The organism is Aureispira anguillae, from assembly GCF_026000115.1.
Classification (GTDB): Bacteria; Bacteroidota; Bacteroidia; order Chitinophagales; family Saprospiraceae; genus Aureispira; species Aureispira anguillae.
Window position 1 is genome coordinate 20,626 of the sequence record NZ_AP026868.1, and the last position, 25,933, is coordinate 46,558.

The 25,933-nt window shown below is 35.6% G+C and carries 13 protein-coding genes; 1 reads left to right on the top strand and 12 read right to left on the bottom strand.

Annotated elements, in window-relative coordinates; translation table 11 throughout:
* Positions 1 to 1,084 precede the first annotated feature (1,084 nt).
* Complete coding sequence (locus tag AsAng_RS29320; protein WP_264793652.1) at positions 1,085 to 2,407, top strand: replication initiation protein; 1,323 nt, start codon at positions 1,085 to 1,087, stop codon at positions 2,405 to 2,407.
* Between the two features lie 94 nt (positions 2,408 to 2,501).
* On the opposite strand, the gene AsAng_RS29325 is transcribed toward AsAng_RS29320, so the two are convergent.
* The 12 genes from AsAng_RS29325 to AsAng_RS29380 form a co-directional block, all read right to left on the bottom strand.
* Entirely contained in the window at positions 2,502 to 10,091 is a 7,590-nt protein-coding gene (locus tag AsAng_RS29325) for a PKD domain-containing protein (RefSeq protein ID WP_264793653.1), read from the bottom strand.
* A gap of 704 nt (positions 10,092 to 10,795) precedes the next feature.
* Positions 10,796 to 12,262, bottom strand: coding sequence for a T9SS type A sorting domain-containing protein (locus AsAng_RS29330; RefSeq protein WP_264793654.1), 1,467 nt, complete (start codon positions 12,260 to 12,262; stop codon positions 10,796 to 10,798).
* 27 nt (positions 12,263 to 12,289) lie between these two features.
* Positions 12,290 to 13,978, bottom strand: coding sequence for a tail fiber domain-containing protein (locus AsAng_RS29335; protein ID WP_264793655.1), 1,689 nt, complete (start codon positions 13,976 to 13,978; stop codon positions 12,290 to 12,292).
* Positions 13,979 to 14,356: 378 nt separating this feature from the next.
* Positions 14,357 to 15,409 (bottom strand): glycosyltransferase family 2 protein, encoded by a 1,053-nt coding sequence (locus AsAng_RS29340; RefSeq protein WP_264793656.1) that lies wholly within the window; start codon positions 15,407 to 15,409, stop codon positions 14,357 to 14,359.
* Between the two features lie 261 nt (positions 15,410 to 15,670).
* The gene (locus tag AsAng_RS29345) at positions 15,671 to 16,849 is read right to left on the bottom strand and encodes a glycosyltransferase (RefSeq protein ID WP_264793657.1); all 1,179 of its coding nucleotides are present in this window, start codon (positions 16,847 to 16,849) and stop codon (positions 15,671 to 15,673) included.
* Between the two features lie 47 nt (positions 16,850 to 16,896).
* Positions 16,897 to 17,823, bottom strand: a complete 927-nt coding sequence (locus AsAng_RS29350) for a sulfotransferase domain-containing protein (protein WP_264793658.1) — start codon at positions 17,821 to 17,823, stop codon at positions 16,897 to 16,899.
* A gap of 5 nt (positions 17,824 to 17,828) precedes the next feature.
* The gene (locus tag AsAng_RS29355) at positions 17,829 to 18,995 is read right to left on the bottom strand and encodes a glycosyltransferase (RefSeq protein ID WP_264793659.1); all 1,167 of its coding nucleotides are present in this window, start codon (positions 18,993 to 18,995) and stop codon (positions 17,829 to 17,831) included.
* An 8-nt stretch (positions 18,996 to 19,003) separates the two neighbouring features.
* Positions 19,004 to 19,891: a glycosyltransferase family 2 protein gene (locus tag AsAng_RS29360; protein WP_264793660.1), complete on the bottom strand. Its 888-nt coding sequence runs from the start codon at positions 19,889 to 19,891 to the stop codon at positions 19,004 to 19,006.
* The gene (locus AsAng_RS29365) at positions 19,888 to 20,763 is read right to left on the bottom strand and encodes a glycosyltransferase (protein ID WP_264793661.1); all 876 of its coding nucleotides are present in this window, start codon (positions 20,761 to 20,763) and stop codon (positions 19,888 to 19,890) included. Before AsAng_RS29365 ends, AsAng_RS29360 begins: the two co-directional genes overlap by 4 nt.
* A 17-nt stretch (positions 20,764 to 20,780) precedes the next feature.
* The gene (locus AsAng_RS29370) at positions 20,781 to 22,043 is read right to left on the bottom strand and encodes an O-antigen translocase (protein ID WP_264793662.1); all 1,263 of its coding nucleotides are present in this window, start codon (positions 22,041 to 22,043) and stop codon (positions 20,781 to 20,783) included.
* A 198-nt stretch (positions 22,044 to 22,241) separates the two neighbouring features.
* Positions 22,242 to 23,720 carry an O-antigen ligase family protein gene (locus AsAng_RS29375; RefSeq protein WP_264793663.1) on the bottom strand — a complete coding sequence of 493 codons (1,479 nt, stop codon included), beginning with the start codon at positions 23,718 to 23,720 and terminating at the stop codon, positions 22,242 to 22,244.
* A gap of 5 nt (positions 23,721 to 23,725) precedes the next feature.
* Positions 23,726 to 25,933, bottom strand: coding sequence for a hypothetical protein (locus tag AsAng_RS29380; protein WP_264793664.1), 2,208 nt, complete (start codon positions 25,931 to 25,933; stop codon positions 23,726 to 23,728).

A 25,933-nucleotide genomic window follows, 5' to 3' on the forward strand; every position in this document is an offset into this window, starting at 1 on the left:
ATTATTTTTTTTTTAGCTAATGAGCAATTTCACCAAAACAATTAAATCTCTAGAAATCAATCAATTACATATATATTGTCAAAAATTTAACATAAACTTAAATTATTAATGCTATAACACTTGTTTATATTGACATATTTTCATAAGTTTGAGTATCAAAAAATAAAAACAGTTCAAATCATGCTAATAATCAATAGAATAGAGCTTACTTATGATGGTCGCAACATCTAAGTATTAAAATACATTTTTTAGGGATTCTTACATCGGTCCTTTCTACTGTGGGGGTAGAAAGGACTATTTTATTTAGATTGTTTTGATTCTTGATCTCTCCTTTTCTACGTTTTTTGTGATAGTTAATAATTTTCAAACTATCACAAAAAACGGACTTGCTGTATTTGTTTTAATACCTTAATTTAAAAGAAAAAGAAAAACAACATTTCTTTTTTAGTTGTTTTTATTCTTTTATTCTTGTTTTATATGTTTTCAGCCCTTGTAACTTATTGATTATTAGGTTAATATAGTTTTTAATATCACAAAAAGCGGACTAATTATCACAAAAAGCGGATTAACTATCACAGAAAACGGGCTTAATATCACAAAAAGCGGATTAACTATCACAGAAAACGGCTCAGTATCACAAAAAACGGATTTTATAAAAAAAAAAAAGTTCTTGACATAAAAAAAACTTTTTGTTGATCAACTTAAACACATCAAAGTCTTTTTATTAAGTAAAAGTAACTAAAACGGCTAAAGTGTAGGTAATATAGGCTATTCAAAGGAATATAAGGGGCAGATAAGTACTTGTATTATCACAAAAAACGGATTGATATAGATTAACTATCACAAAAAGCGGATGTTAGAAGTACCGAAATGGTAGTAACATATTGAATAATATAGTATTTTAAAAATATTTTATTATTAAAAAGCAAGCAGTTCACTAACTATCACAAAAAACGGATTGATATAGATTAACTATCACAAAAAGCGGAAACTATCACAATAAAAAAGAATTGTGATAGTTAAAAAAAAACCTTATGTTTGTAGTTCCTAAAAAGCCTAATTCTTATAATAATACAGAATTAATATGAACGAACAGCCTCCTAAAGCGCTCGTAACCAAATCTAATAATCTTGTAGAAGCTCGATATCATTTTTCGATATGGGAAACTCGTGTATTTACAAAATTAGTTAGTTTGATCCAACCAGGGGATGAAGATTTTAAAAAATACAAGCTTCAAATTAGAGATCTAGTTAGTTTTTTTGGAGTAAACGATAATGATGCCTATGCTAAAATAAAGGCAGTTCCTGATAATCTACTCAAAAAAGTTGTAACTATTCCCTACACAGAAAATGGAGAGGAACGATTTCTGAAGACAGGTTTAATTGCTCAAGCATCTATTCCAAAGAAAAAAGAAGGGTATATCGAACTGTCTTTTCACCCTGATTTAAAACCATATTTGCTACAATTAAAGCGAACTTTTTTATCCTATGATATTCGAAATGTTTTAAAAATATCAAGTGTTTATTCTATAAGAATTTACGAATTATTAAAACAATATGAGAAAATAGGATATCGAGAATTTGATATAGATACGCTCAAGGTCATATTAGGAGTTAGTGACAAATATAAACTATACGGACATTTTAAGAGTCGAATTATTCTTAAAGCCCAAGAAGATTTGAAGCTAAATACAGACATTTGTTTTAATTTTACAGAAATTAAAAGAGGGCGAAAGGTTATTGCTATTTTATTTGAAATTAGAACCAATAAGAATATTGAGATTGCAGAAAAAAGTAAAGAACCTAAGACTAAATCCCAACTTCAATTAGGAATAGAAGAACATTTATTGGCTTGGGGCGTTAGCCAAACGAGTTTAAAGAGTTATATCAAAAACTATAGTTTGGACTATCTAAAAGAGCGTATTCAATATATTTTAAACCAACAAGAGTTAAAGGCTAAACGGGGAGAAAAAATAGAAAATTTAGCAGCTTATTTCAATTTTTTAGTAGGCAAAAAGGACGTTGTAGATTATGTAGAACAGGAGAAAAAGGCTAAAAAGACAAGAACGATCAACGCAAAAAATACAGCGAAGCAAAAGAAGGTCTTAAAAGATGAAATTGTTCAACTAAAACGAGACTTAGAGGCAAAGGAACAAGCCTTTATTCATGCTTTATTTGATGATGATCTTAGTTTCAAAACCAAGGTTATGGAACAAGTTCGAACCAATTCGCCACTATTCTATGCAGATCGCTCAAAATCTAATGAAGATTATTTCAAAGATAATCCTTTGTTTAGAGCAGCTGTATTTACCATTGTAAAGCAATTAAATAAAAAAGAGTTTGCAACCATCAGAAAAGCGTTTACTCCCCAAATAAAGGCATTAGAGCAACAATTGAGAGCCTTATAATTCTTTTCTTAAAAATAGCCTGCTACCTAACATAAAAATAGGGCAAACTTCATAGAAGTTTGCCCTATTGATTTTAAATTATTAATCGAACTACTTATTTAGCAATCATAAATTGTTCTATCTGAATTACTTGATTATTTTCTCCTTTTAGAAGCACCAAATAAGTATTGTTGCTCCAATTCTTGGTCGATATTTCCAAACTACCAGTTCCATCTAAATTTTCTTTTGTCAGCAAGGTTTTCCCTTTTACATCTAGAATAGATAGACTCACTTCTTTTTTGGTTGTTTGATATTTTATCTGAACCAATGATGAGGTTGAATTTGGGCTAACGATTAAATTCGAGTTAGCAGCCTTTGATTGTGGTTGTATAGGACTGACTGGAGTCGTACAACCTCCTAAAGTAAAGGCTGTCGCACAATTAGCTCTACAACCATTGGCATCTTCTACATTGACAATGTACTGTCCTGCATTTAAACCAGTAAATGCACCTGATGCATTAGAATAAGTAGTTGAAGTTGTAAAATTGGCCAAATCAACGGAATAAGGACTTGTTCCACCAGATACATTTAGATTTACAGTACCATCGTTTCCAGCACAAGTTTCATCCGTTGATGTATCTATAGAGACAAGGATTGGAGCTGGACTAGTAACAATAGCTGTTGCTGTTGAAATACAACCATTGGCATCGGTAACCGTAACGCTATAGCTACCAGCACATAAGTTATTTAACATAGCAGAAGTAGCACCATTACTCCAAAGGTAGGAATAAGGAGCAGAACCACCAGTATTGGTCACACTAACTGTTCCATCGCAAGTTTCTGCACAAGTAGTATTGGTCGCTATTGCAGCAGCACTACAACAAACAGTAGCATTAATCACAACAGTAGTATCAACAGAACATCCATTAGCATCCGTAATGGTAAGTGTAAGTGTATCAGGACAAAGCCCTTGAAGGCTGTCGCTAGAACTACCATTACTCCAGTTATAACTATAAGGAGCTGTACCTCCACTAACTGTTGCGACAGCTGTACCATCACAGAAGGTCGTATCAATACAGTTTAAATCACCATTAAAGTCGCCATGTCCGACTAGAGAACCATTAGAGGTATAATCAAACCAACAAGAGAAACCATAGTCTGTATCTTTACTGTTAGCAGCAATTCCTACTTGCAATCCAAAGGTATAATTGGAAGGTTTATGGGTAAGGTTGAGAACAGTACCACTATAATCTCCCAAACCTGTTAGGGTATTGGCTTGGTTGACATCCATAATATAATACGTCCAGTCTAAATAGTGTTGTCCAACCAATCCGCTTTCATCTTTATAACTACGTCCTAATGCAGACCAATTAGCCCAGTTCATACCATTGGTAAAATAGACATCAACGACCCAACGTTTATTGACGTCAGAACGATTGACAATGGTTCCAGTAATACGAGCAGTACCATTAGGGTATTGATGTAAACGCCCTGAATTATTTTCAAAAATGAATTTGCTATCAGGGGTATTGGGTAAGTTTGGTAACCAAACCGCATGTCGACTATTGTTCCAAGCTGTTGCTGTGCAAACAGTCGTTGTATCCAAGCTATTACAACTTGGGTCGGTAGTTGTAATGGTTATTGATAAAGGCGTAGGTTCTGTTATGGTAGCAGTTAAGGTGTTAGTACAGCCATTAGCATCCGTAATAGTTACAATATAGTTACCTTGGCACAAACCATTAAGATTAGCATCCGTAGCACCATTGCTCCAAAGGAAGGTGTAAGGAGCAGTACCACCATTAACAAGCGTAGCAATGCTACCATCACAAGCTGCGTGACAAGTTGCATTTGTACTGTTTAACGTAGCATCCAAAGGCGCAGGTTCTGTTACGGTAGCAGTTAAGGTGTTAGTACAGCCATTAGCATCCGTAATGGTCACAATATAATTACCTTGACACAAACCATTAAGATTAGCATCCGTAGCACCATTGCTCCAAAGGAAGGTGTAAGGAGCCGTACCACCATTAACAAGCGTAGCAATACTACCGTCACAAGCTGCGTGACAAGTTGCATTTGTACTGTTTAACGTAGCATCTAAAGGAGCAGGACTATTAATTGTTGCTGAATCAATAAGCGTACAGCCATTAGCATCTGTAATGGTTACAATATAGTTCCCTTGGCACAAACCATTAAGATTAGCATCAGTAGCACCATTGCTCCAAAGGAAGGTGTAAGGAGCAGTACCACCATTAACAAGCGTAGCAATACTACCATCACAAGCTGCATGACAAGTTGCATTTGTACTGTTTAACGTAGCATCTAAAGGAGCAGGACTATTAATTGTTGCTGAATCAATAAGCGTACAGCCATTAGCATCTGTAATGGTTACAATATAATTACCTTGACACAAACCATTAAGATTAGCATCGGTAGCACCATTGCTCCAAAGGAAGGTGTACGGAGCAGTACCGCCATTAACAAGCGTAGCAATACTACCGTCACAAGCTGCGTGACAAGTTGCATTTGTACTGTTTAACGTAGCATCCAAAGGCGTAGGTTCTGTTACGGTAGCAGTTAAGGTGTTAGTACAGCCATTAGCATCCGTAATGGTCACAATATAATTACCTTGACACAAACCATTAAGATTAGCATCCGTAGCACCATTGCTCCAAAGGAAGGTGTAAGGAGCCGTACCGCCATTAACAAGCGTAGCAATGCTACCATCACAAGCTGCATGACAAGTTGCATTTGTACTGTTTAACGTAGCATCTAAAGGAGCAGGACTATTAATTGTTGCTGAATCAATAAGCGTACAGCCATTAGCATCTGTAATGGTTACAATATAGTTCCCTTGGCACAAACCATTAAGATTAGCATCAGTAGCACCATTGCTCCAAAGGAAAGTGTAAGGAGCAGTACCACCATTAACAAGCGTAGCAATACTACCATCACAAGTTGTATAGCAAGAAGCATCCGTTGTTGTAACATTTGCTTGAAGAATCGTAGGATTAGCGAGCGTTACACTTGCTGTTATTGTACAACCATTAAGATCTGTAACAGTAACCTCATGAGTGCCTGCACATAAGCCAGTAATAGAGGCATCTGTAGCACCATTTGACCAAAGATAGTTATATGGAGCGGCACCATTCGATACAATAACAGTAGCAGTACCATCACAACTTCCATAACAATTAATAGCAGTTGTTGCTGTATTAATATTCAGCTGGCAGCATTCACTAATTACATTAATATCAAGTAGACTAGTATCTGTTCCACAAGGGCTTGAAACGATATGTGTGATGGTATATATTCCTCCAACTGTTCCGTTGTATATATGTGTAGGATTGATTGCTGTACTAGTATTACCATCTCCAAAATCCCAAAAGTGTGTCCCACAAATCGTTGTACTTGTTAAGGTAAAGCTATCTCCTAAACAAGGCTCTATTACGCTAGGAGTAAAGGCTGCATCGATAAGTGTTTGAACAGCTACCGTTGCTGTATCTGCATCTGTTGTAATACCAATTAGACAACTATCTCCTGAACTAGCGCAGAAGGTACTATCTCTAAAAATGGATCGAGCAACAACCTCATAAGGACCACAATCTATCGTTCTATCTACCGCTAAATCAAAATTAAAGCTTGCTGTTGCTCCTGATGCTAAAGGATTTGGGTAGGCAAAACTTAAAATGTCTATTCCGCCAGCCTGAGTCTGGATCGTTGGGTCAGGAATATGAGAACCCATTATATAATCCATTCCTGCTGGTAAAATAACTTCTAATCTATTTAGAGGATTTAAGTTACCTGTAGATTGATTGGTTACATCAACGATAGCTTTTACTTGGTTGACACAATTAGAAGAATTATCAACAACACTTAAAGCTACTTTAGTGGTATCTAATGGTGGAAAACCATTGATATAAACATTTTTTCGAGCGATCAAATCTACCAATTCACCACAGTTGGTCGTACCATGAGAATTGATATCAATCAAATTATAAGGATCATAGTCACAACTAGCAACTAAGCTATAATTCAATCGGAGTTTATTACGAAGCGTATCACGAGTACCTACAAATCCATTGGCTAGCCCAGGTATGATTTGGGTTAGTCTCCATCCTGGAGTATTGGCTCCAAATTGATCTACAGCTGTAGGTAATGGTTGAGGAGTAGAACCTAATGGATATTCATAGGTTGCACCTGGTAATATTGTTAAGCCCGCTGGTAAATCTATGAAGTGTACAATTTGATCCATGTTAGCTTCTAATGAACTAACTAATAAAACACTAAAATCAAATGGCGTACAAATGTCAATCAAATTATTAGAAGGAGAAGTAACCTGTGTTTGTAGATTCGCAGTTCTAGAAATATATTGTAAAGGTATGGTATCTGTATGACAAGAATTTGGGTTGTACATCAAATCTGGACTACAAGACCAACCACTGATTACTTCTAGTGAGTTTACTTGATTGGGTACACAATCACTGTTCATTGCAGAAATGAGAAGATCTACACAAGAAGTTTCTAACAGAGAACCTATATTAACATAAACTTTAAATCCTGTTTGAATAAACGGTAATGAGATCCCCCCATTGCTTAGGTCGACAATATCTACTATCGTTAGATTACCTGAAAGGTCATTGATATAAATCCAGTTGTTAGCCGAGTGAATATTACCATTGTTACAGACTCTAATGTTCCATTCTAAATCGCTCTCAAAACCTTCTATAATGGGCAATGCTGCGTCCATTTTTATATTCGGCTTATTGACAATGATCTCCCAATCTGTATCTGCCGTAGTATATTCATAGCAAGAGGGTGTTGGAGCAGAAGCAAAATCAGTATAACCATATTTAGAAGGAATAATATGATCTCCCTTCACAACGTCACAGTCTCTAGATACACTAAATTCTATGGTTCGTATCCTATCGTCTACTCTATCTAAAATAGGCCAACCACCAGGAAATAAATCACTTCCAATCAAGGTCAACTTTCTAGTAATAGGATCAAAAGCAGGAATAACACTAGAAGTTAGACTATTGTTAAATTTAATGGAATTGGGCACATAAGCCATTCCTACAGGAAGTGTATAACACAATGTATCATCCCAAACATTAACAGGTCTAAATTCGTTTGGAAAGTCGTCTAAGATACCTAAACCACCTATTATTTGACTGCCAAATCTAAACTTGTGTTCACTACAAGGATCAAAATGCCCTAAATGGGTACTACCATTTGGATCTTGGATAAATGTTTTGGTTTTTAATACTGTAAGAATTGCCCCAAAAGAGCTACAAACTAACGTGTCACCATTCGCATCTACATGACCATGTTGTGCTCTAAAAGTAGGAAATTGATAAGCTCCCAAAGGAAAGTCATTGGTCTTATTAATAGCCATGTATAGTTTGATATTAAGGCTATCTCCTTCTTCTAAGGTTCCAACAGTACTAGTAATGGCATTGGTGGCATCAAAAATCATTTGGTAAGTGGCAGCTGGTGCACCGTTACTGGTAATAAAAGGAGCAGTGGTCGGTACGGTATGAGTTGTACCCGTACTAGCATCGTAGATGCTCCATTCTCCTCTTCCATAGTTAAACGACTGATCACTTCCTGGCGCTTCATACCATAGTTTAACATGTGCATTATTTAAGGATAAACCCGTTCCAAAAGCTACATATCCAGGAGCGCAAGCACGGATGGTATCACATTGATAAGCACGATTTAAGGCTAAACCAGGCGTAGAAGGCGATACTCTTGTTGTTTGTGTTGCATCTGTCCAGCCTAGCGTTGTTCTTGTAACCTCAAAAGCTCTGGTTCCAAAACAAGGAACACCAGGACAATGTCTAGCAATAAATTGAGATTGACAGCCTAGGTTGATTTCATCGCCACAATCGCAACTTAAAACACTACGCCATTCCAAATGACCACCCAAGGTTACAGGAACACTACAATCATAGGTTAGATCAAGGCTAAAATGGTTGTTAGCTTCTCTTCCTATTAACTGACCTCCATTAATAGTTACTGTATTTCCGTTTACAGAAAAGGTAGTAGGCTGACCATTTACCAATACAGAACCTGGTACGATGCTAAATCCAGCATCTAGTTCCAAATATGTTTTTACTTCGCTATTATCACATTTTAAAACAGAGATAAAAGAACTAGGAAATTTACTTTTAAAACGCCCTGATTCGTCAAACTCAAAACTATTTTGGAAGGTAACCGTAATGGTATCACCAGCAAAGATATCAGAAGGTCCAGTCGTTAGAGGAGCGCCCGTAGGTTCACCTTGAATATGAGCATTTCGAAAATGTAGCCCCCAAATTTTATCGCCACAATTGTTGTACCCACAAATACTTTCTCTAAAAAATTGAAAATAAAAATCAACAGGACAATCGGAAAAAGAAGATGGTGACTCTAATAAATAAGAGTAAGTGATCAATAGCGTATCTCCAGCAGCCATATCATCATAATAACCATCATTATCCAAATCTTCTAAGCCCCCTGCTCCATCTGGATCAGTAGTAAAGAAATTATCAAATAAAATTTCTGTTCGTTCTCTAATATTTCCACTTTGGTTAAAGGCAGTTGTTTGGGTTGGAATACCAGCAGCAAAGAGATCAACACCATTTAGCATGGCTCCTACATAGTTGACCATTTCTTGATTGGATTGATAGCGCATCGTTATATTGTAGTAGTTGGCGCCACCTGCTGATGACTCTGTTCCTATATTGGTATATTCTACGGCTACAATTCCTGTATCTGCACAACCAAAAAACGTAGGTTGGTTGGTGACAATATCAGAGGCAATTACAGGCTGCCCACCAATTAATATAGAATTGGCATAGGCTTGATCTTGCTGGCAGGTATCTGTTGGATTACATCCCCAAAAGGCAGTATATTCAGTCTCTCCCCCAATACAACTTAGCATGGTTACGGTGTCGACTAAAGTGATTACCTCATCAAGTTCAAAATAACCATCTCCATTTCCAAACATAGCAAACTCTGCAGGACCAAGGGTAACGGTAGCAAGCTGTCCAGAAAGTGAAAAATTGCCAATATTCGTTCCCGAAACGGCTACTCCTGATTCAAAGTCAATTAGTAAGGTTAAGGATTCGATTTTTCCAAGACCACCATTTTGAATAGAAATATTGCGTGTATAAGTCGCTCCAGGAATGGTTTGCATTACTTGGTTTGTAATGGTAGAAATAAAAATATCTGCATACAAGATATTATAAGAATTAGAACCATTCAGTTCTAACGAATATCCTGCTATACCATTCTCTAAATAATCAATCCGAGTTTGGTTGGTGGCTAGTCCGCCACTTGAAGAACTACCTCCAAGGTTAATAATTTGATTAATAATGGAACATTCTGCTTTTACGTAGAATGTTAATGTAAAGGTTTCTCCTGCATCAATCTCTCCCAAACTAAAAAGCGGTTCATGAGGAGTGCTGATATTATGTTCTTGCATTCCTGTAACCGACCCTGGAATATAAAGAATACCAGGAATCATCTTAGGATTAAAGATCAAGTTGGTTAGTGCTTGCGAATGAGTGTTAGTCACCTCAACGCTAAAGAATGCAGAATCTCCGCAAACAATAATGCTATCAGGAGGGGTTGTTTCTATATCCAGATAGGTTGTTTGTGCATTTAGTACGGTGTAGGTACATAGGAGTAGGCTAATTAGGAAAAAACGCCAGTTATTCATAAGTGTTAACTTTAAAAGTTATGGGAATTAAAACTCTGAAAAAGACTTTTATATGAAGGAATAATATATTATTTAATAATTAATGATATATGTATTGTAACACTAGATAAAAAATAGTTTTTCAATTGGGGATTAGGGGAGAATAATAGAAAAGGTAATTCGTGAATTATACTCTTTTCCTGTTTAGATCACAAACATAAACAATTGTAAACTAAAATTATAGTACTACAAAAAAATGTTTGCAAAGATGCTTATTTTAATTGGTTTTTGGACGCATATTTATGCCAAATAGATGCACGTTCTTGCCATTTTTGATGAAAATCTTGTATTAGGTTAAAAAAGAGGAGAACCTTTGCCTATATATTATCTAATTTTCGAACTTACAACTTATTTTTTTATCGATTTAATTGGGAGATGCTTGGAAGAAATAAGGTTTAATTTAGGGGAGGAAGGAATAACTTAAGAAGCTTGTTATTCTACTAGTGACAAAAGAAGTATTGGAGACCTAAAATAGTTGTTGTTATCAAATAGCGTTTAGTGATTCTATAAAGGTGAAGGAAAATTTAACCTTAAGTAGCTAAACTTGGTTTGGCAAAGGAACCATCAATTTAGAATAATAGATGTATTGCTACTGATGCAAAGTGAGGTTGGTGTCAAAAAAAAAGCAAGAGGGAAGCAGATTCCCTCTTGGCTTGGTTGAGCGTTTATTCTTTGATTATTTTCTGAACCATTTCATAATCAGAATCATTTCCAATTGTTACAAAGTAGGTTCCAGGAGGGAAATCTGCCACTTCATTTATGGTAATTAAATTATTTTGTTGCATTTTAATTTCTTTGGTAAATACAGTACGTCCATGTACATCAATGATTCTTAATACGGCATCAGTACTAGTGCTGTTCCAATTACTAAAGTCTACCATTAATCTATCTTTAGTTGGAATAGGATATACTTGTATTTGGTCAGCGCTAGATGATAAACCAGCTACAGCACGAATGGGAGAATAACTATAACTTCCATCAAAATCTATTTGTTTGAGTCGATAATAACTAACTCCACTATGAGCGTTAAGGTCAGTATAGCTATAGTTTAAAAGATAGTTACTGTTTCCTGCACCATCTACCCAATCAATTGTACTAAAGGCAGTTTCGGTATCCAACATACGTTCTATTTCAAAGCCTTTGTTATTCGTTTCAGATGCTGTTGCCCAATTGAGCTTTACCCTATGTTTATCTTCTCGTTTAGCTTTAAATAATAACAATTCGATAGGCAAAGATTCATTGATGTCTTCAACGGCAAAAGGCGAAAAATCGTTAATGCCAGAAAGCGTTTGACTAAAGTAAGGGCCAACTGTAGTGGCAGGAGTAAACGAACTTGGGTGCAGCCAAGCGCCTCCTTTCCAGTGTGCTACCCCACAAACTGAACGATCAAAGCCAATTAACTCTTCAGAAGGATGCCACTGAAGGGTTAGCGTAGCCAAAGAGCCTCCTTGTACCGCTTCTGATAAATGCCAAGAGCGATTAACGATATCATGAGTTTCTGGAGTACCAGAGGTGCCATTATCCCAAACTTGATCTTCAACCCGAAGGCTATAGTTATCAACCGTACCTGTATTGCTAATTGTTGCAGGATTGTAGGTAGAATTTCCGACAGGAAAAATAACATTGCTAGCTCCTACTTCTTGCTCTAAAACACCAGTACTATTGGTTATAATAAAATGGCTGGCATCATAATTTGTAATGGTAGCTCCTGAAGAGATTGTTAAGTTATTGACTCCTAACTCAACTTGACCATTGTTCACTAGATCTACTTGAGTAGAAACAGTCACATCATCGTTTAAAATTAATCGATTACCATTATTGACCTGCAAATTATCAATTGTAATTGCATTGCCACTGGATAAATTTTGATTTGTATTTCCCTCAAATATCATCCAACCACTTCCTGTATAATTCGTAGTTGGACCTAATTGAGTCCAATCCAAATCGATATGTAGATTACCTTTATTGCTAACGGTTCCATTGTTTTTGTTGATTACTCCCCCCTCATTAATCTTAACGTCTGTAGCTGAGTTAATTTTTAATACAGCACCATTATTAACGATGCCTCCTTGGGAAAATAATATAATTGGAGCTAAAAGCAATAAAATAATTATTATATTATGAGTTTTCATATACAACTATTTTAAAATAAATAAGAATTATTTCTTACTCATTGCTTTTAATAAATCTTTTAATTCTGCCAATTCTTTTTTAACAGAATCTTGCTCATTTTTTAACTCATTAATAATTGCTTGTTGCTCTTTTACAGCATTGATAAGCGCATAAGTAAATTTATTGGGATCTACCTCTAAGAAAGACTCAGATGCCTCTGTACTTGGTTGATCCAAGTCATTATCATTACTAGCATTTAGAGTAACAGAACGAACCATATCAGGCGCTATTTCTTGTAATTCTTGAGCGATAACACCTTGATAAACCTTATTAGGATTTACTGTGTTTTCTCCCCAGATTGCAGTCATTTTGTCATTATAACTAAAATTAACTGTTCTTACCTTCATTAAAAAGTCAAGCCCTTCTGTATAATCTGATACATTGGTTTTTAATCGAGCATCTGAGAATACAGCCCAACTTCCACCACCTAATTTATTGGCAGCACCGTTAACAGATAGATTTGCTGTAGGGGCAGTAGTTCCAATACCAACGTTACCATTTCTCTCAAAAGTCATAGAAGTAGTTGGAGCGGTACATCCACCATTAATATGTAATTTATTGGCAGCACCATCATGATGAATTTCAAATCCACAATAAACACCATTTGTTATTTGAGTTCTAGCATTTTCAGTAAATACCAAACGACCAGATTCAGCATTATTAGAAACCGTATTACCTATTTGGACAGTTGGTCTAACGGATCCAGCTGCTATCATTAGGTGATCGCCAGAAGTAGAGGCTGCTCCAATAGAAACACCATCAATAAAACGCCCGCCTCCTTCTACATGAAAGGTTTCTGTTGGCGTGTTGGTATTAATTCCTAATCTACCTGCTCCTGCATCTAAAAACATCATATTAGCATTGGTGGTAGATTCTACTCTAAAATTGCGATCTAAACCTTGCTCATTAAATACAAATTGTGAGTTCGCATCTAAATCAATAGAAGTTAGCCCATTTTCCATTAGTCTAAATCGACCATCATCTCCATCATCTGATAGAATAGCTAGATTAGTACCTGAGACAGAGCCGTCTTTCCAATAAGTATCGTCTCCAAAAGATGTCAGACCATTGTCGCCCACTTGAAAATGAGTAACACCATTATCTTGGATATTAAAATCTCCACTTCCATTGAGGTTATAAGTCATGTTATGACCTCCTTGAATAATTTGGGTTGGTTCAACTAGGGTTCCACCCAATCTAACATCGTCGGCATTGGTTTTTATACCATTGGTTGCTACTACGCTAACGGTTGTATTTCCTATGGTTCCTCCACCAACTAGACCATTTCCAGCCACTACTTCAGTTATATCTCCATTGGGTACATTTACAGCATTACCACCAGAGATTGTTAGTGTACTTCCTGTATAGGTAAGTGTTTGATTGCTTGCACTACCTGCCGTAATTTCAACCCAAATAGCTCCATTAAAGAACCAGAAACTATTGCTAGAGGTATCAAAGACCAGCAAGCCTAATGCGGGAGACGCAATAGATGTTCTTTGGGAAGAAGACATACGTGGGACTAAAATGCCTTTATCAGTAGATTTAACATGTAACATTGCTGATGGGTCAGGATCTGTATTATCATTATTAATCCCAATTCCTTGGGCAAAAATAATTTGCGTTGAGACAAGAAAAATAATAACAGGTATTATTTTCTTTAAAGGGGATAAAATCATTGTTATTTGTGTTTAGTATTTATTAAAAAATAGGTTGTATTATTTATTGGTGTGATGTAAAATTTAGAATTAAGCTAATTTTTTCATTCATTAATGAAATTATAGCATAGGTAACCGTTCTCATTTCAGAGTTTTTTAACATGGATTGTAAGGTATTCTTGTATTTTATGACCCCAAAAGTGAACTTAAATCAATTGATAGAATTGGATATAGGACGTTAAGTTTGGGGTGGTGTCTTTTGGTGCACCATTTAATACTAACTTGTTAGTTAGTTATTGATTTAAGTGTTTAATTTTTTTACAGTGTCAATCAGAGTTTTATGTATTTTTATGAAAATAATATTATTTATCTGGTTATACTTACCTTTGTGTTATTGTTTTACAAAGGAGGGGATTCTGTGTTTACTGTCTTCAAACGTTGTGATTTTTCCCATAAAACAGATTGTTCATTGAAGAAAAATCTTTTCATTCCTACCAAAGCAGAAAAGTTCATCATTAGAAAGTAAAAAGGAATAAATAAGAACTTATTTTGGAGCTTTTGAGTCTTAAAAAGGAAGCCTAAAAAGCCTAAAAAATAAAATAGTGCTTGCAATATACCTAAAAAAAAGTAAATATCTTGCTCATTATAAGCAAGATATGTGTTAATGGGTATTAATAATACTAATGCAATTGGTGTAATTGTCCATCTTAAACAGCGATGCGAGAGATATTGAAAAGCAAAAAGAGGGTATCGAAAAGGGTTTAACAAGGCTAAAGTTCTTTGTATAGCCTGCACCCCTCCAGTGCAAATTCTTATCTTTCGTTTCATTTCTTCCTGAATAGTCAAAGAACCGTATTCTAGCGCATAAGCCTCTTTGGTATAAGCGATTTTGAACCCTTTTCGAACAACAGATAAAGAAATGATAAAATCATCTAAAATAGTATCTAGTTTTGGTGCTTCAAAGAGTTCTGTTCGTACCGCAAAAAGCTCGCCAGCTGCTCCAATTGCTGAATTAAGTTGAGAAGACCAGTTTTTAAGTGCCGACTCATATTTCCAATAAAACCCCTCTCCTGCGTTCGTAGCCTTACTTTTTCCTTCAACAACAATTCGTTTTTCTCCAGCGACACAGCCCACTTTAGGGTCATTAAAACGGGTAGCAATTTCCATTAAGGCTTCCTTGTTCAGCATGGCATTAGCATCAGAAAAAACGATGATATCAGCTTTAATCTGGGGAGCAACTCTGTTCATTGCCGCAATTTTTCCCTTTCTTTCATCCAAATGATAATTTGTAATTTGTTCGTACTTTTTTAAATACAAGTCTGAACCATCATTAGAACCATCGGTGACAAATATTAATTTTAACAGATTAGAAGGATATTGAAGTTCAAAGCAATTTTTTATTTTTTGATCGAGATATTCTAATTCATTATAAGCTGGTATAATTAGAGCCAATGAAGGCAATTCTTTTTTTATCGTTTGATTTGGACGAACGAATTTTAATTTAATCTTTGTCAGAAAAAACAAAATTATTGGATACCCAACGTAAGTATATACTGCGAGAGATAGTAGACTCCAAAATAAAAATTCTAACATAGCGTTTTAATTGAAATAATAATTTGTTTTTTCTCGATTTTGACAAATGTGACTTTTTTTCGTCGTTTTGCCAAGTGATTTAGGTGACAATTATAGTTTATAAAATAGCAATTACAATTGTTATAACAATTCTGCCATTGCATGAATACTGTTTTCCCAAGAATGAGATTGAGCAAAATTAATGCGTTGATGATATAATTCTTTCGTATTATTTTTCAGTAAATCATGGATGCCTTTTTCGAATTGCTCCTTGTTTTCTGCTAAATAAACATAATCCTTAAACATCATCATGCCCTCCGTTTTTGTTGCAACAACAGGTTTTCCCATTGCCAAATACTCGTCAATTTTCCGAGGATAATTCCCAATGGATAATTGATTCAATACTTGAGGGTTGATGCAAACATCAAAACCATGAATAAATTGAGGCAATGTTTCTGGTTTTTGAAAACCTAAAAAGTAAACATTACTCAAATGATGCAATTCACTGTTCCTAAATTCCTCATCCTCTCCCCCAACCAAAACAATAGACCATTTGGGATTATGTTTAGCTAGGTATACCAACAAGTTAATATCTAAGCGTTTAGCCGTTAAACTTCCTACATATCCTATAATGGGTTGAGGAATGTTTTGAAGGCTTGGAGGGATTGATTTTATTTGTTGAGGTTGAAACATCTCCAAATCACAACCCTGTCCAATAAAAAAACTATTCGCATTGTACTTTTTGGCGTAATCTGCCAAATAAGTAGAATTAGTTACCACCAAATCCGCTTGCTTAATCAACTGTTGCTCAATATCAGGACCATGCTTTTTAAAATAGGGTTGGGCAATAAGATAATCCCTGATGTAATAAATAAACAATTTAGGTTGTAAGAACTTTTTCAGATTAATTCCCTGAAACATAGCACTATCATTAAATAAAATAAATTCATCAACCTCTAATTGGTCTAGATAATGCTTGATATTCTGAGCCAATCTTCGACTATTTCTTTCTGTTAAAGATTGAAACACGAAGCTTGAATTTATCCACTGCACAGACTCCATTACAATGGTGGGGGTTAATACCCAAAGGTTTTTGTCAATTTGCTCAACAGCCTCTTTCCTTCCCTTCAATACATTCATTCTATTTTGAGTAATCGTATCTTTTTTTCTTCTTAGCCAACTTATTCGATCTAGAGGTCTATTAACATAGATTACTCGATTATTTTTAGCCAATTCTAATGCAATATTTTTGCAATTGCTTCCTATTTTGATGTCCCAAGGTTGCAAGCTAAAAATGACTATAGTTTTATTCTTTAGCATAGTTCTTTGATTTTGCCATTAACAATATCTAATTTAGTAGGCTTTTTTTAATAAGAAAGCCAATGGCTCAAATCACGCTGAATCAACTTGCTGAATGATTCAATTTCTTCTCGATAGATTTCGTCAATCAATCGTTTTCGCACAGCATCCGAAAGCGGAACTCTTTCTAGATTTTTTTTCCTAAGGTTTGTTACAATCTTTTGCATTAGGTGCGAATCCCTTATCTTTTGAATTAGGCTAGGGCTAATTTTTTCTACCCCCTTGCGCAGCACACTCTGTTGCCCGATTAACAAATCCACATATTTATTTTTCACCTTTCCTGAAATATTGTACTGTACTGACATATCAGGAACAAAAGAAGGATCAACCTCTATAAACTCAAATAACTCTTGCATAAACTGAATGGGCTGCTGACGTAGATCTTCGTACAACATGATCTTAATGTTAGCGGCATCAAACAATTCGAAATAACGCTTCATATGCGTATAATAAAACCCTTCTTGTACTAGATCATTTTTTTGCCACCAAAGATTCCCTCGTTCAAAACAATCTTCAAAATTAGGCGTTGGTGGTCTATTTTCACGAACTAAATGCAAATATCGAGAATACAACCGATCAGCAGGGTTTCTAAAAATGGCAATAAGTTTTACTGCTGGAATGTGCTTTTTTATATTTTCAGGAGCTTTTGGCATGTATTGATACATGGTCGAAGATTCTCCCACTGCCTTTTGCCCTTTAACCTCGTTAAATAATTTATGGTAATCTTTTAAATTCGTTACCGCCCAAGGGTAAAAATTAAACCCATCTGGGTCTTCTTTATCATAACCAGTGATTTTTTCTTGTCCTTCTAAGGCAAAAAAGTTAGGTTCTTTAACCGCACTCATAAAAACATCAGGGTGTTGCTTGATGGCATGGTAAACAGAAGTTGTACCGCTTTTGCCAGCCCCTATAATTAAAAAATTAGGATAGTTCATAGTTTCTATTTTTCCTCACCATGAGGCGTATGATAAAATTTTTTGTTGGCTCCCTTGATCTTGAACAAAGAAAAGAACATAAAAAAGATGGCAATTGGTAATTTGATCAAGGCCTTGAATAATTCTATTGTAAACATTTCTTTAGGGATGGAGATTAGGTTGGCCATTAGGTTGGCCAACAAGCCCCAAAACCAAATCCAAGCCGTATTTGAACCTAAGAGATAGGTTAAAACAGAACCCATTGCCAAAAAAACAGGCAGCAATAACCTCGGAGGCAATGCCATTTGGCAAATTTTATTAAAAAAATCTAGATTGCCCTTCAAGAATAAAGCTCTAATTGCACGACCACCATATTCTTTTAGGTAATGGTACTGTGCTGCTAACCACCTTCTGCGTTGCTTGGCAAAAACAGCTACTTTGCTTACTTTTTCATCCCAAACGATTGCATTATCCACATAATGGATAAAGGCTTTCTGTTCTAATAATTTTAATTCTAATTCTTTGTCAAACCCTCCTACAGCTACAGAATCTTGCATTAAGCGTTTAAATAAGTCATATTCAAAGGCCATTCCTGAGCCAACCAAACGAGCGGAAAAGCCTAAGTTAATTTGCCCTAAATTATAAATGTTATTATTAATGGCTTCACTAAGTGCATCTAGCAAGGCATAAGAGCCCGTTTTGTTTTTTGCAATTCGTCGCCCTTGTATGACCTTAGCGCCTTGATGGTAGGCTACGTTCATTTTAGCTAAAAATTGCGCTTCCATCACATTATCAGCATCTAATATTACAGCAATTTCATAGTTAGAAGTCAATTGATTCATAGCGTGATTGAGTGCCTTTACTTTAGTACTTTGCTCAAAGTCAACTTCTACAACCTCAATGGGCAATTCCTTTAGTCGTTCTAAAGTAACGGGCTTTAAAGAATCAGCAATAACAATCACTGTATAGTTATTATAATCTTGTGCCAAAGCTTTAGTGGCTACTTCCACAATCACTGCATCTTCCTTGTAAGCAGGGATAAATACAGCCATAGAAGCGGTTGAACTTACTTTACTAGACAACTGGATTGTTGTTTTAGTAGAATTAACCTTAGCTCCTATTGCAAATAGAAGCATATAGAAGGAAGCCAATGCCAAATAGCCTCCAATTAGGATAGAAAATAGTGCTAGCATGTTTTTTATTAAATCGTGATGGAACTAGATAGATGCCAAAAGACACCTTTTAAATAGGCTTTTAATAATGCTGGTTGATTAATATATTTAAATATGTGTTTGGGAATAACCACAAATATATGATATAAAAAATAAAGGGTTAACGCCCCCATTTTGTAGTGTAGTCGAGCAAATAGAATTCTATTTCTACTGAGGTAAAAAATTTTAAGCGGGCTTTCTTTTTCAATGGAGATCGATTCTTTATGATAAACAATAGAAGAAGCAACATAATAAATTTGGTAGCCCTGTTGACGAATTCGTTCACACCAATCTAATTCTTCGTAATACAAGAAATAAGTCTCGTTCATCTTTCCAACTTTTTCGACAACGCTTTTAGGAACCATCATAGCAGCACCATGCCCATAACCCGTTAGCTGACTGATGGAATTGGCTGTATTGTCTTCTTTGTTTTTGCTAAAGGAATGACTGCGCATGGTCCATTTACTCATGGTTGATGTTCCTGCATATTGAATTAGATGAGGTTGATCGTAGTATTTTATTTTGGGGCTAACCAATCCAATTGAGGGGTTTTGCTCAAAAGCTTCCAACATGGGTTCTAAAAAGGATGGTGTTACACAAGTATCTGGATTGAGAAATAAATAGTAGTCTCCCTGAGCGTGATCCATGCCTAAATTATTGGCTCCTGCAAAACCTAGATTTTTTGTACTGTTTATCAACTGTACAAATGGATATGCTGTTAGCACTGGGCTTAAATCATCCTTAGGGGAAGCATTATCGACTACCAGTACTTCATAATTAGAATAAGTACAATGGCCTAAGGATGCTAATAAATCAAGCACCTCATTCGAGGTATTATAATTAACAACAATGATGGAAACTAGCGGATCAGATGTCATAGCTTTGCTTTAAATGGTCTTAGAAGGTGATATACTCCTCTATAAAAAAAACGAGTATTAGAAATAGCCGCTGGGAGCAAACCTAGAGCTTTCTTTTTATTAAGTTGAGCAATTTGAGGAAAATAAACGACCTTTAGGCGTTTCAGGGCAGCAGGATACAGGTTGTGTTTCTGATACAAGGCTAAAATTTTGGCCATTTCAGTATAAATCAACCAAGATTTGTGGATGGTATTGCCATCATGAATTCGGTAATACCCTAAGATTTCTTTTAAGAAATGCAATTCATGTCCAGCAGCGGCAATTTTAAGCCACATATAATAATCCTCAATTTTGAGTTGTTCATCGTAGCCTCCTACCTCATCAAGTACGGATTTTCGAATCATAGCGCAAGTACTAGAAAAGGGAAAATCTCTTAAGAATACCTCTTTAAAACTATAAATTCTAGCTGGAGCAGTGATTTGTTTTTCAGGGGCTAAGTCTTTTCCTTTTGCGTCTACTCGAATGACATTGCCAGAACAAACGGCTGCTTTGGGGTTTTGTTCCAGATGCGTTACCTGCAACTCCAACTTATTTACTGCCCAATAATCGTCAGAACCTGTTATGCAAATATACTGTCCCTTTGCCAAAAGAATCCCTCTATTAATATTAGCGCAAATCCCCTTATTGCTAGTGTTTGCAATAAATTGGAAGTGGTGTTGATCTGCTAGGGCTTGAATGATTGAACAACTATTGTCGGTCGAACAATCATCGATAACAATCAACTCTATATTTTCATAGCCATAGGACTGTTGGAGAATACTTTCTAAGAGTTGCTCAATGTATAGACCATGATTATAAGAAGATATTAAAACGCTTACTACGGGTTTGCTCATTGTTATTATTTTATCAATTAGACCGTCTGTCTATGGGTGAATAGAATATCTTTGAATATAAAAAGCATGGTAAAAAAGTATAGGATATAGGTTAAGGCAAAAGCATAGGTCATTCCAACCAAACCATACCATTGTACTCCAAATAAGGAGAGCATTGCAAATAGACCAATGAATATAATTTCTGTGATAATGAATGTTTTAGTCATTGCTTTGGCGACCATCAAAAAGCTCAATATCCAAGAGGCAATTTTAAAAACATCTCCAATGAGTTGGTAAAAAAATAAATCTCTAACAGCACTAAAATCAGGCGTAAATAAAATATAAATAATTAAATCTCTTAAAACAAAAATAGAAACCGATAAGATTAATACAATTGGGATTAAAAATTGATAGCCTTTAAAAATTTCTTCCCGTAAAGCTTTCTTTTCTTTGATCTCTGATAATTTGGGTAGGTAATAAACCGATAAAGAAAAGGTTATAACGGTCAAATACAACTCAGATATTTTCCAAATGGCTTGCCAATAACCTGCCGCTTCGGGAGATAATTGAATGATGATATAGTCTCTCAAATAGATTTGTCGAATATTCAGTAAGATGACAGAAACAAAGGTCATTATTGAGAAATGGCCTAGTTTTTTAAAAAAAACAGCATCCCAGCCCCCTAAGAAGTTGCTTTTAGAAAACCAACGGCTTGTTTTGGAATAATAAATTAGAACACCAAAGCCTATGATTTGGCTAATAATGAGCGCCAATAAAGCTCCTTCTACGCCTGCTGTTAGAACTAAAGCTATGGTTGAAACTAAGCCTAAAAGGCTGGTCAGGATACGGGCAGTAATTAGTTTTTTTATTTCTTGGAATCCATTTAAAGCATGCATTAAAATTTGCCCAGAAGAGTAAATGCTGATGGATAGTGCTAAAACAATCAGAATAAAGCTAAGATCTTCTCGATGAAATAGGTGAACACTCAGCTCTTTGTGAAATAGTAAGATCAAAATAGAAATCAAGGAACTGGAAACAATCGTAATAATAAAGGAGGTGCTCAATATTTTTTTATACACCTCATCTTCTGCTCTGTGTTCTGCCAAATACTTAATGGTTCCTTGCCCAATTCCCATATTAGAACTACTATTGGTAATGGTTAAGAAATTTTGGAATTGTCCTACATAAGCGACCCCTGCTGGTCCAATCATATAAGCTACTACCTTAATAGAAATAATCCCAGAGAGCATTCTAATAACGGTATAAATAGCTGACCAAAACGTGGTGCTTTTTAAATTCATAGTGAGCGTTATTTATTAATAATCGTTAAAAAGGTAAAATATAAAAATTATACTTATTATATATTTAATTGCTAGGTGCGTTTTTTGTTTTTAGATTAAAACTAAGGACACTAAGGAGTGTTGAGACCTGATTAATTACTTAGATATTATGGTTAAATGTCATTTTTAAGTTTTGAAAATTGTTAAGCGCCAAAGTGGTTATTTAAATTGGGAAGCAAACGGAGGAAGTTGTTCACCTAAAGCCCATTTTCGAGCAATCCAGATATAAGCTAAACTCATACTAACCGTCAAATTACTAGGTAATTGATAAATTACGCTGTTTCCATAATTAGCAGCCAACAAACCCATTATTCCACAACAAAGTGCCAATACTTGGGGGTAAAGTTCCATATCTCTTAATTTAAATAGCATCAGAAAGGTCATTCCAAGTATAAATAGGTAATAAAACCAGTAAAAGTATAACCCCACAATACCAATCTCTGCTTGCAATTGCACATAACCACCATCTGTCCCTTTCATGACATTATCTTCCCCATTAAATCGATTTCCCCAATAACCAGCGGTTCCTATACCCCAACCAAAAGCGTGCTTATTCATATATTCTTGATAATGAGCTCGGGCTTCTAGTCTATATTGAAAAGAGGGATCATTAGGATCAAATGCGGTTCTCATTCTGTTGATGGTGTAATTACTTTGCCCCACTGTTGTAAACACCAATAAAAACAAAATAACAGCACCTGCAATAATTCCTGAAATGGTAACGATCGGTTTACGACACCATACTAGATAGACTCCCATGCCAATAATAGGGACAACTAAGGCTCCTCTTGTTCCTGAAATGGCCATTCCGTAATAACAGGCTAACATTCCAAAACCATAAAATAATTTATAATAACGCCTTTTTTCGTGAATACACAGGATATTGGCGAGTACCCCTGCATGTGCCTGAGAAACGCCCGCTTGCCCAGCATTTTCATAAAATGAAAAGACTCGCAACTTGCCAAATAGCATATGCCGATCTAATTTGGGTTGGATAAATATACTGTCGGCATAATTTAATCCTATATTCAATTGATACGCTCCATAGAAAGCGCCAAAGATGGAAAAACCTATAAATAGGAGAAAGAAACGGTCTAGATCTTCTCTTTGGTTCAGCAACATATAAGTAAGAATAACGGCCAAAAAGATATACAAAGCATAGCAACGCATTGCATAAAACCAAGCTATTTTGCTTGTTGCTTGAGGGTTGAACAGTTGAAGTACAACAAAGAAAAACCAAAGAAAGGTTAGGACAACCAACCTGTTTTGAAGGATTCTATAATTAGCTTTTGATCCACCACTAAAAATCATGGCGACAAGCGTTAAAAATAATAGCCCATCTACCCCCAATCCAAAGGGTAATGAAATCCTAGTGTAAGCAAAGAGATAACGGGCAATTAAACTCCAGACAAAGCAATAGACCAATACAGACCACATACCTAGTCTAGGGTTTTGAAAAATTTTGTATAAATAAAAGAGTCCTATAGGCAATGCTACAACACCAACAAAGATAAGCATCCAATTCCATACAATTCCCTTTGTAATCACTAGTGCTGCGAATACTACTCCAATAAGAATTAAAGGATTATAAATGAGGTCGGCACCCGTTCGACTATAAATGATATTTTTAAGGTTCATAAATCCTACTTTTGAAACCCTAATCTATTAAATCGACTCAGAAGTTGACGCCACTTGCTCTTTTTTTGAGGAATGGGACCAATCATTTCTTCCAAAAAGTTAAGTTTAACTCCATTAAGACACATAAAAGGGGCTTGTTGGAGTCCTTTTTTGAGTGCGTCCAAAGATTGTCGATCAGCCTCTCCCCAAGAACGATTGGCTCGTGTTACGAATAGACAATAATCTGCTTCATCCCATATTGTATAAGGAACTTGATAACTGTGCAGATGAGGAAGCTCTATAATAACATAATCCATTCCATTGGCTTCTGTTAGCAATTTACTTACAGCGGCATTGGTGGTTAGGTCTTCTGGGGCATAATGGTTAATGGATAAGGGCTTATCCCCCTCTTCTGAAGTAAAAGGAGATTGCCAATTTTCTTCTTTGGGTTGAGGTTGAAAGAGGTTAACTTTTTTTCCTTTTTGCTCTAAATTTCTTGCTAATTCTCGTCCTATGAACGTTTTTCCTTCTTCCGCTTGCATACTTCCAATAATTCCCAAAATGGGTCTTGTAGTCGTAGGTTTTTCTTTTTTGCTTTGTTCTAATTGCTCAACTAATCGATTGGTCAAGGATTGTCTTAGCTGGTCATAATAGATTCGACCATATTTCTTGGGAATAAGCGGAAAGGCAGAGGCTAAGGGCAAACCTGTTAACTCGACTAAGTTAAGCGGTTGGCGAATGCTTTGATCAATAAGTTCCAAAAGGACTAGTGTTCCAACCACTAACAAGCCTCCAACTAAAAACGCAATAATAACCAATAGTTTTCTTTTGGAAGGATCAGGATCGGTAGGAAATAAAGGCGCATCTACTACTTTTAATTTAGTAGATAAGGCGATGTTTTGTTGGCGCATCTTTGCCAAGTTTAAAGCCTCTAATATTCTCAAATAGGCACTTTCTGCAACGGCTACTTCTCGTTCTATTTTGGTCAAATTAGAACCAATAGGCGCCATAGTTTGGTATAAATTTTTAAAATCATTTCGGCGATCCTCAAAGACCTTCAATTTGGCCTTAGACTCCCCTACCTTCAAAATATTGTCAAACCATTTTTGAAGTATATCCTTGGATTTTACTCCAGAGGTACTGTAATTAATAGCAAAGATCGCATCTAAGTCTTGTTCCATCTCTGTTCGCAGAGCGTCTAATTCTTGTTGTAAGATCAAAAGACTATCTTTAGAAGATGGTTGCTCAAAAATTTTTATCAAAGCAATTTTACTCGCTAATTCTTCTAATTGGTTTCGCTTAACAATAATGGAAGTATTTTTATTGAGCACATCTAAGTGCATGTCTAGTTGATCTTGAGAATACTTACTAGTATATTCTGCGGAGGCAAGCGCCATTCTTTCTTTATAAATTTCTCCCTCCATTTCTTGACGGCGTTGGGCAATAGCTCGTACTTGTTCGGTATAATCTAAAATATTATTGGACGAGCGATACCCCAGTAATTGCGCCTCTAAATCGTCCAAATGGGCTTGTGCTTTCAGCAATTGTGCTTCAAAATAGGCAACAATATCATTCGTTTCACTAACTTTTACAGAACGGTATTTACTGATGAAGGTTTCTGTAAAAAAAATAAGCGTGTTCATGGTGATACCAGGATCTGTAGAGGAAAAATCAACCTTTACCAAATCACTAGTCTTGATGCGTTTAAATTTTATATTATTGAGTGCAAGAATGGAATAATTGGGAATGAACCGCTTGGTGTGTATAATTCGATAGATCACATTTTCATGATCTTTTTTTAAGTAGGCTCTTATTTTTTCATAGGTTTTCTGAAAATCCCCCGCTACAATTAGTTCTCGACGAACCTCTTCGGGAATTAAATTATGCAGTTCTTGAAGAGAGACGGGTTTACAAATTCTAACCGATACCTTGTCTATATCCTGAATTAAATGTTGTGCAATTAATTTGGTGGCAACTTCCTCCTTTACCTCCTTGGATTTCATGATTGTCAAGATATTTTCAAAAACACTTTGAATCATAAACCGATCTCCAACGCCTTGGCGCATATCAACATTAAATCCTGAAGCAATACCTGTATAAATAGAGCTACTACTCGAATAACTTTTCTGTTCTCCTATGGTCAAATAATAAACAAGCCCTGCCATAAAAACAGGTACAATTATAATAATAAGGTAGTGTTGTATAAGTAGTTCAAAAAATCGTGAAAAGCTCAT

Coding starts and splice junctions, on each gene's coding strand:
- AsAng_RS29345 (WP_264793657.1), bottom strand. CDS start 16,849: ATGCTAAAGAATAAAACTATAGTCATTTTTAGCTTGCAACCTTGGGAC.
- AsAng_RS29380 (WP_264793664.1), bottom strand. CDS start 25,933: ATGAGCTTTTCACGATTTTTTGAACTACTTATACAACACTACCTTATT.
- AsAng_RS29360 (WP_264793660.1), bottom strand. CDS start 19,891: ATGACATCTGATCCGCTAGTTTCCATCATTGTTGTTAATTATAATACC.
- AsAng_RS29375 (WP_264793663.1), bottom strand. CDS start 23,720: ATGAACCTTAAAAATATCATTTATAGTCGAACGGGTGCCGACCTCATT.
- AsAng_RS29365 (WP_264793661.1), bottom strand. CDS start 20,763: ATGAGCAAACCCGTAGTAAGCGTTTTAATATCTTCTTATAATCATGGT.
- AsAng_RS29355 (WP_264793659.1), bottom strand. CDS start 18,995: ATGCTAGCACTATTTTCTATCCTAATTGGAGGCTATTTGGCATTGGCT.
- AsAng_RS29350 (WP_264793658.1), bottom strand. CDS start 17,823: ATGAACTATCCTAATTTTTTAATTATAGGGGCTGGCAAAAGCGGTACA.
- AsAng_RS29330 (WP_264793654.1), bottom strand. CDS start 12,262: ATGAAAACTCATAATATAATAATTATTTTATTGCTTTTAGCTCCAATT.
- AsAng_RS29370 (WP_264793662.1), bottom strand. CDS start 22,043: ATGAATTTAAAAAGCACCACGTTTTGGTCAGCTATTTATACCGTTATT.
- AsAng_RS29335 (WP_264793655.1), bottom strand. CDS start 13,978: ATGATTTTATCCCCTTTAAAGAAAATAATACCTGTTATTATTTTTCTT.
- AsAng_RS29320 (WP_264793652.1), top strand. CDS start 1,085: ATGAACGAACAGCCTCCTAAAGCGCTCGTAACCAAATCTAATAATCTT.
- AsAng_RS29325 (WP_264793653.1), bottom strand. CDS start 10,091: ATGAATAACTGGCGTTTTTTCCTAATTAGCCTACTCCTATGTACCTAC.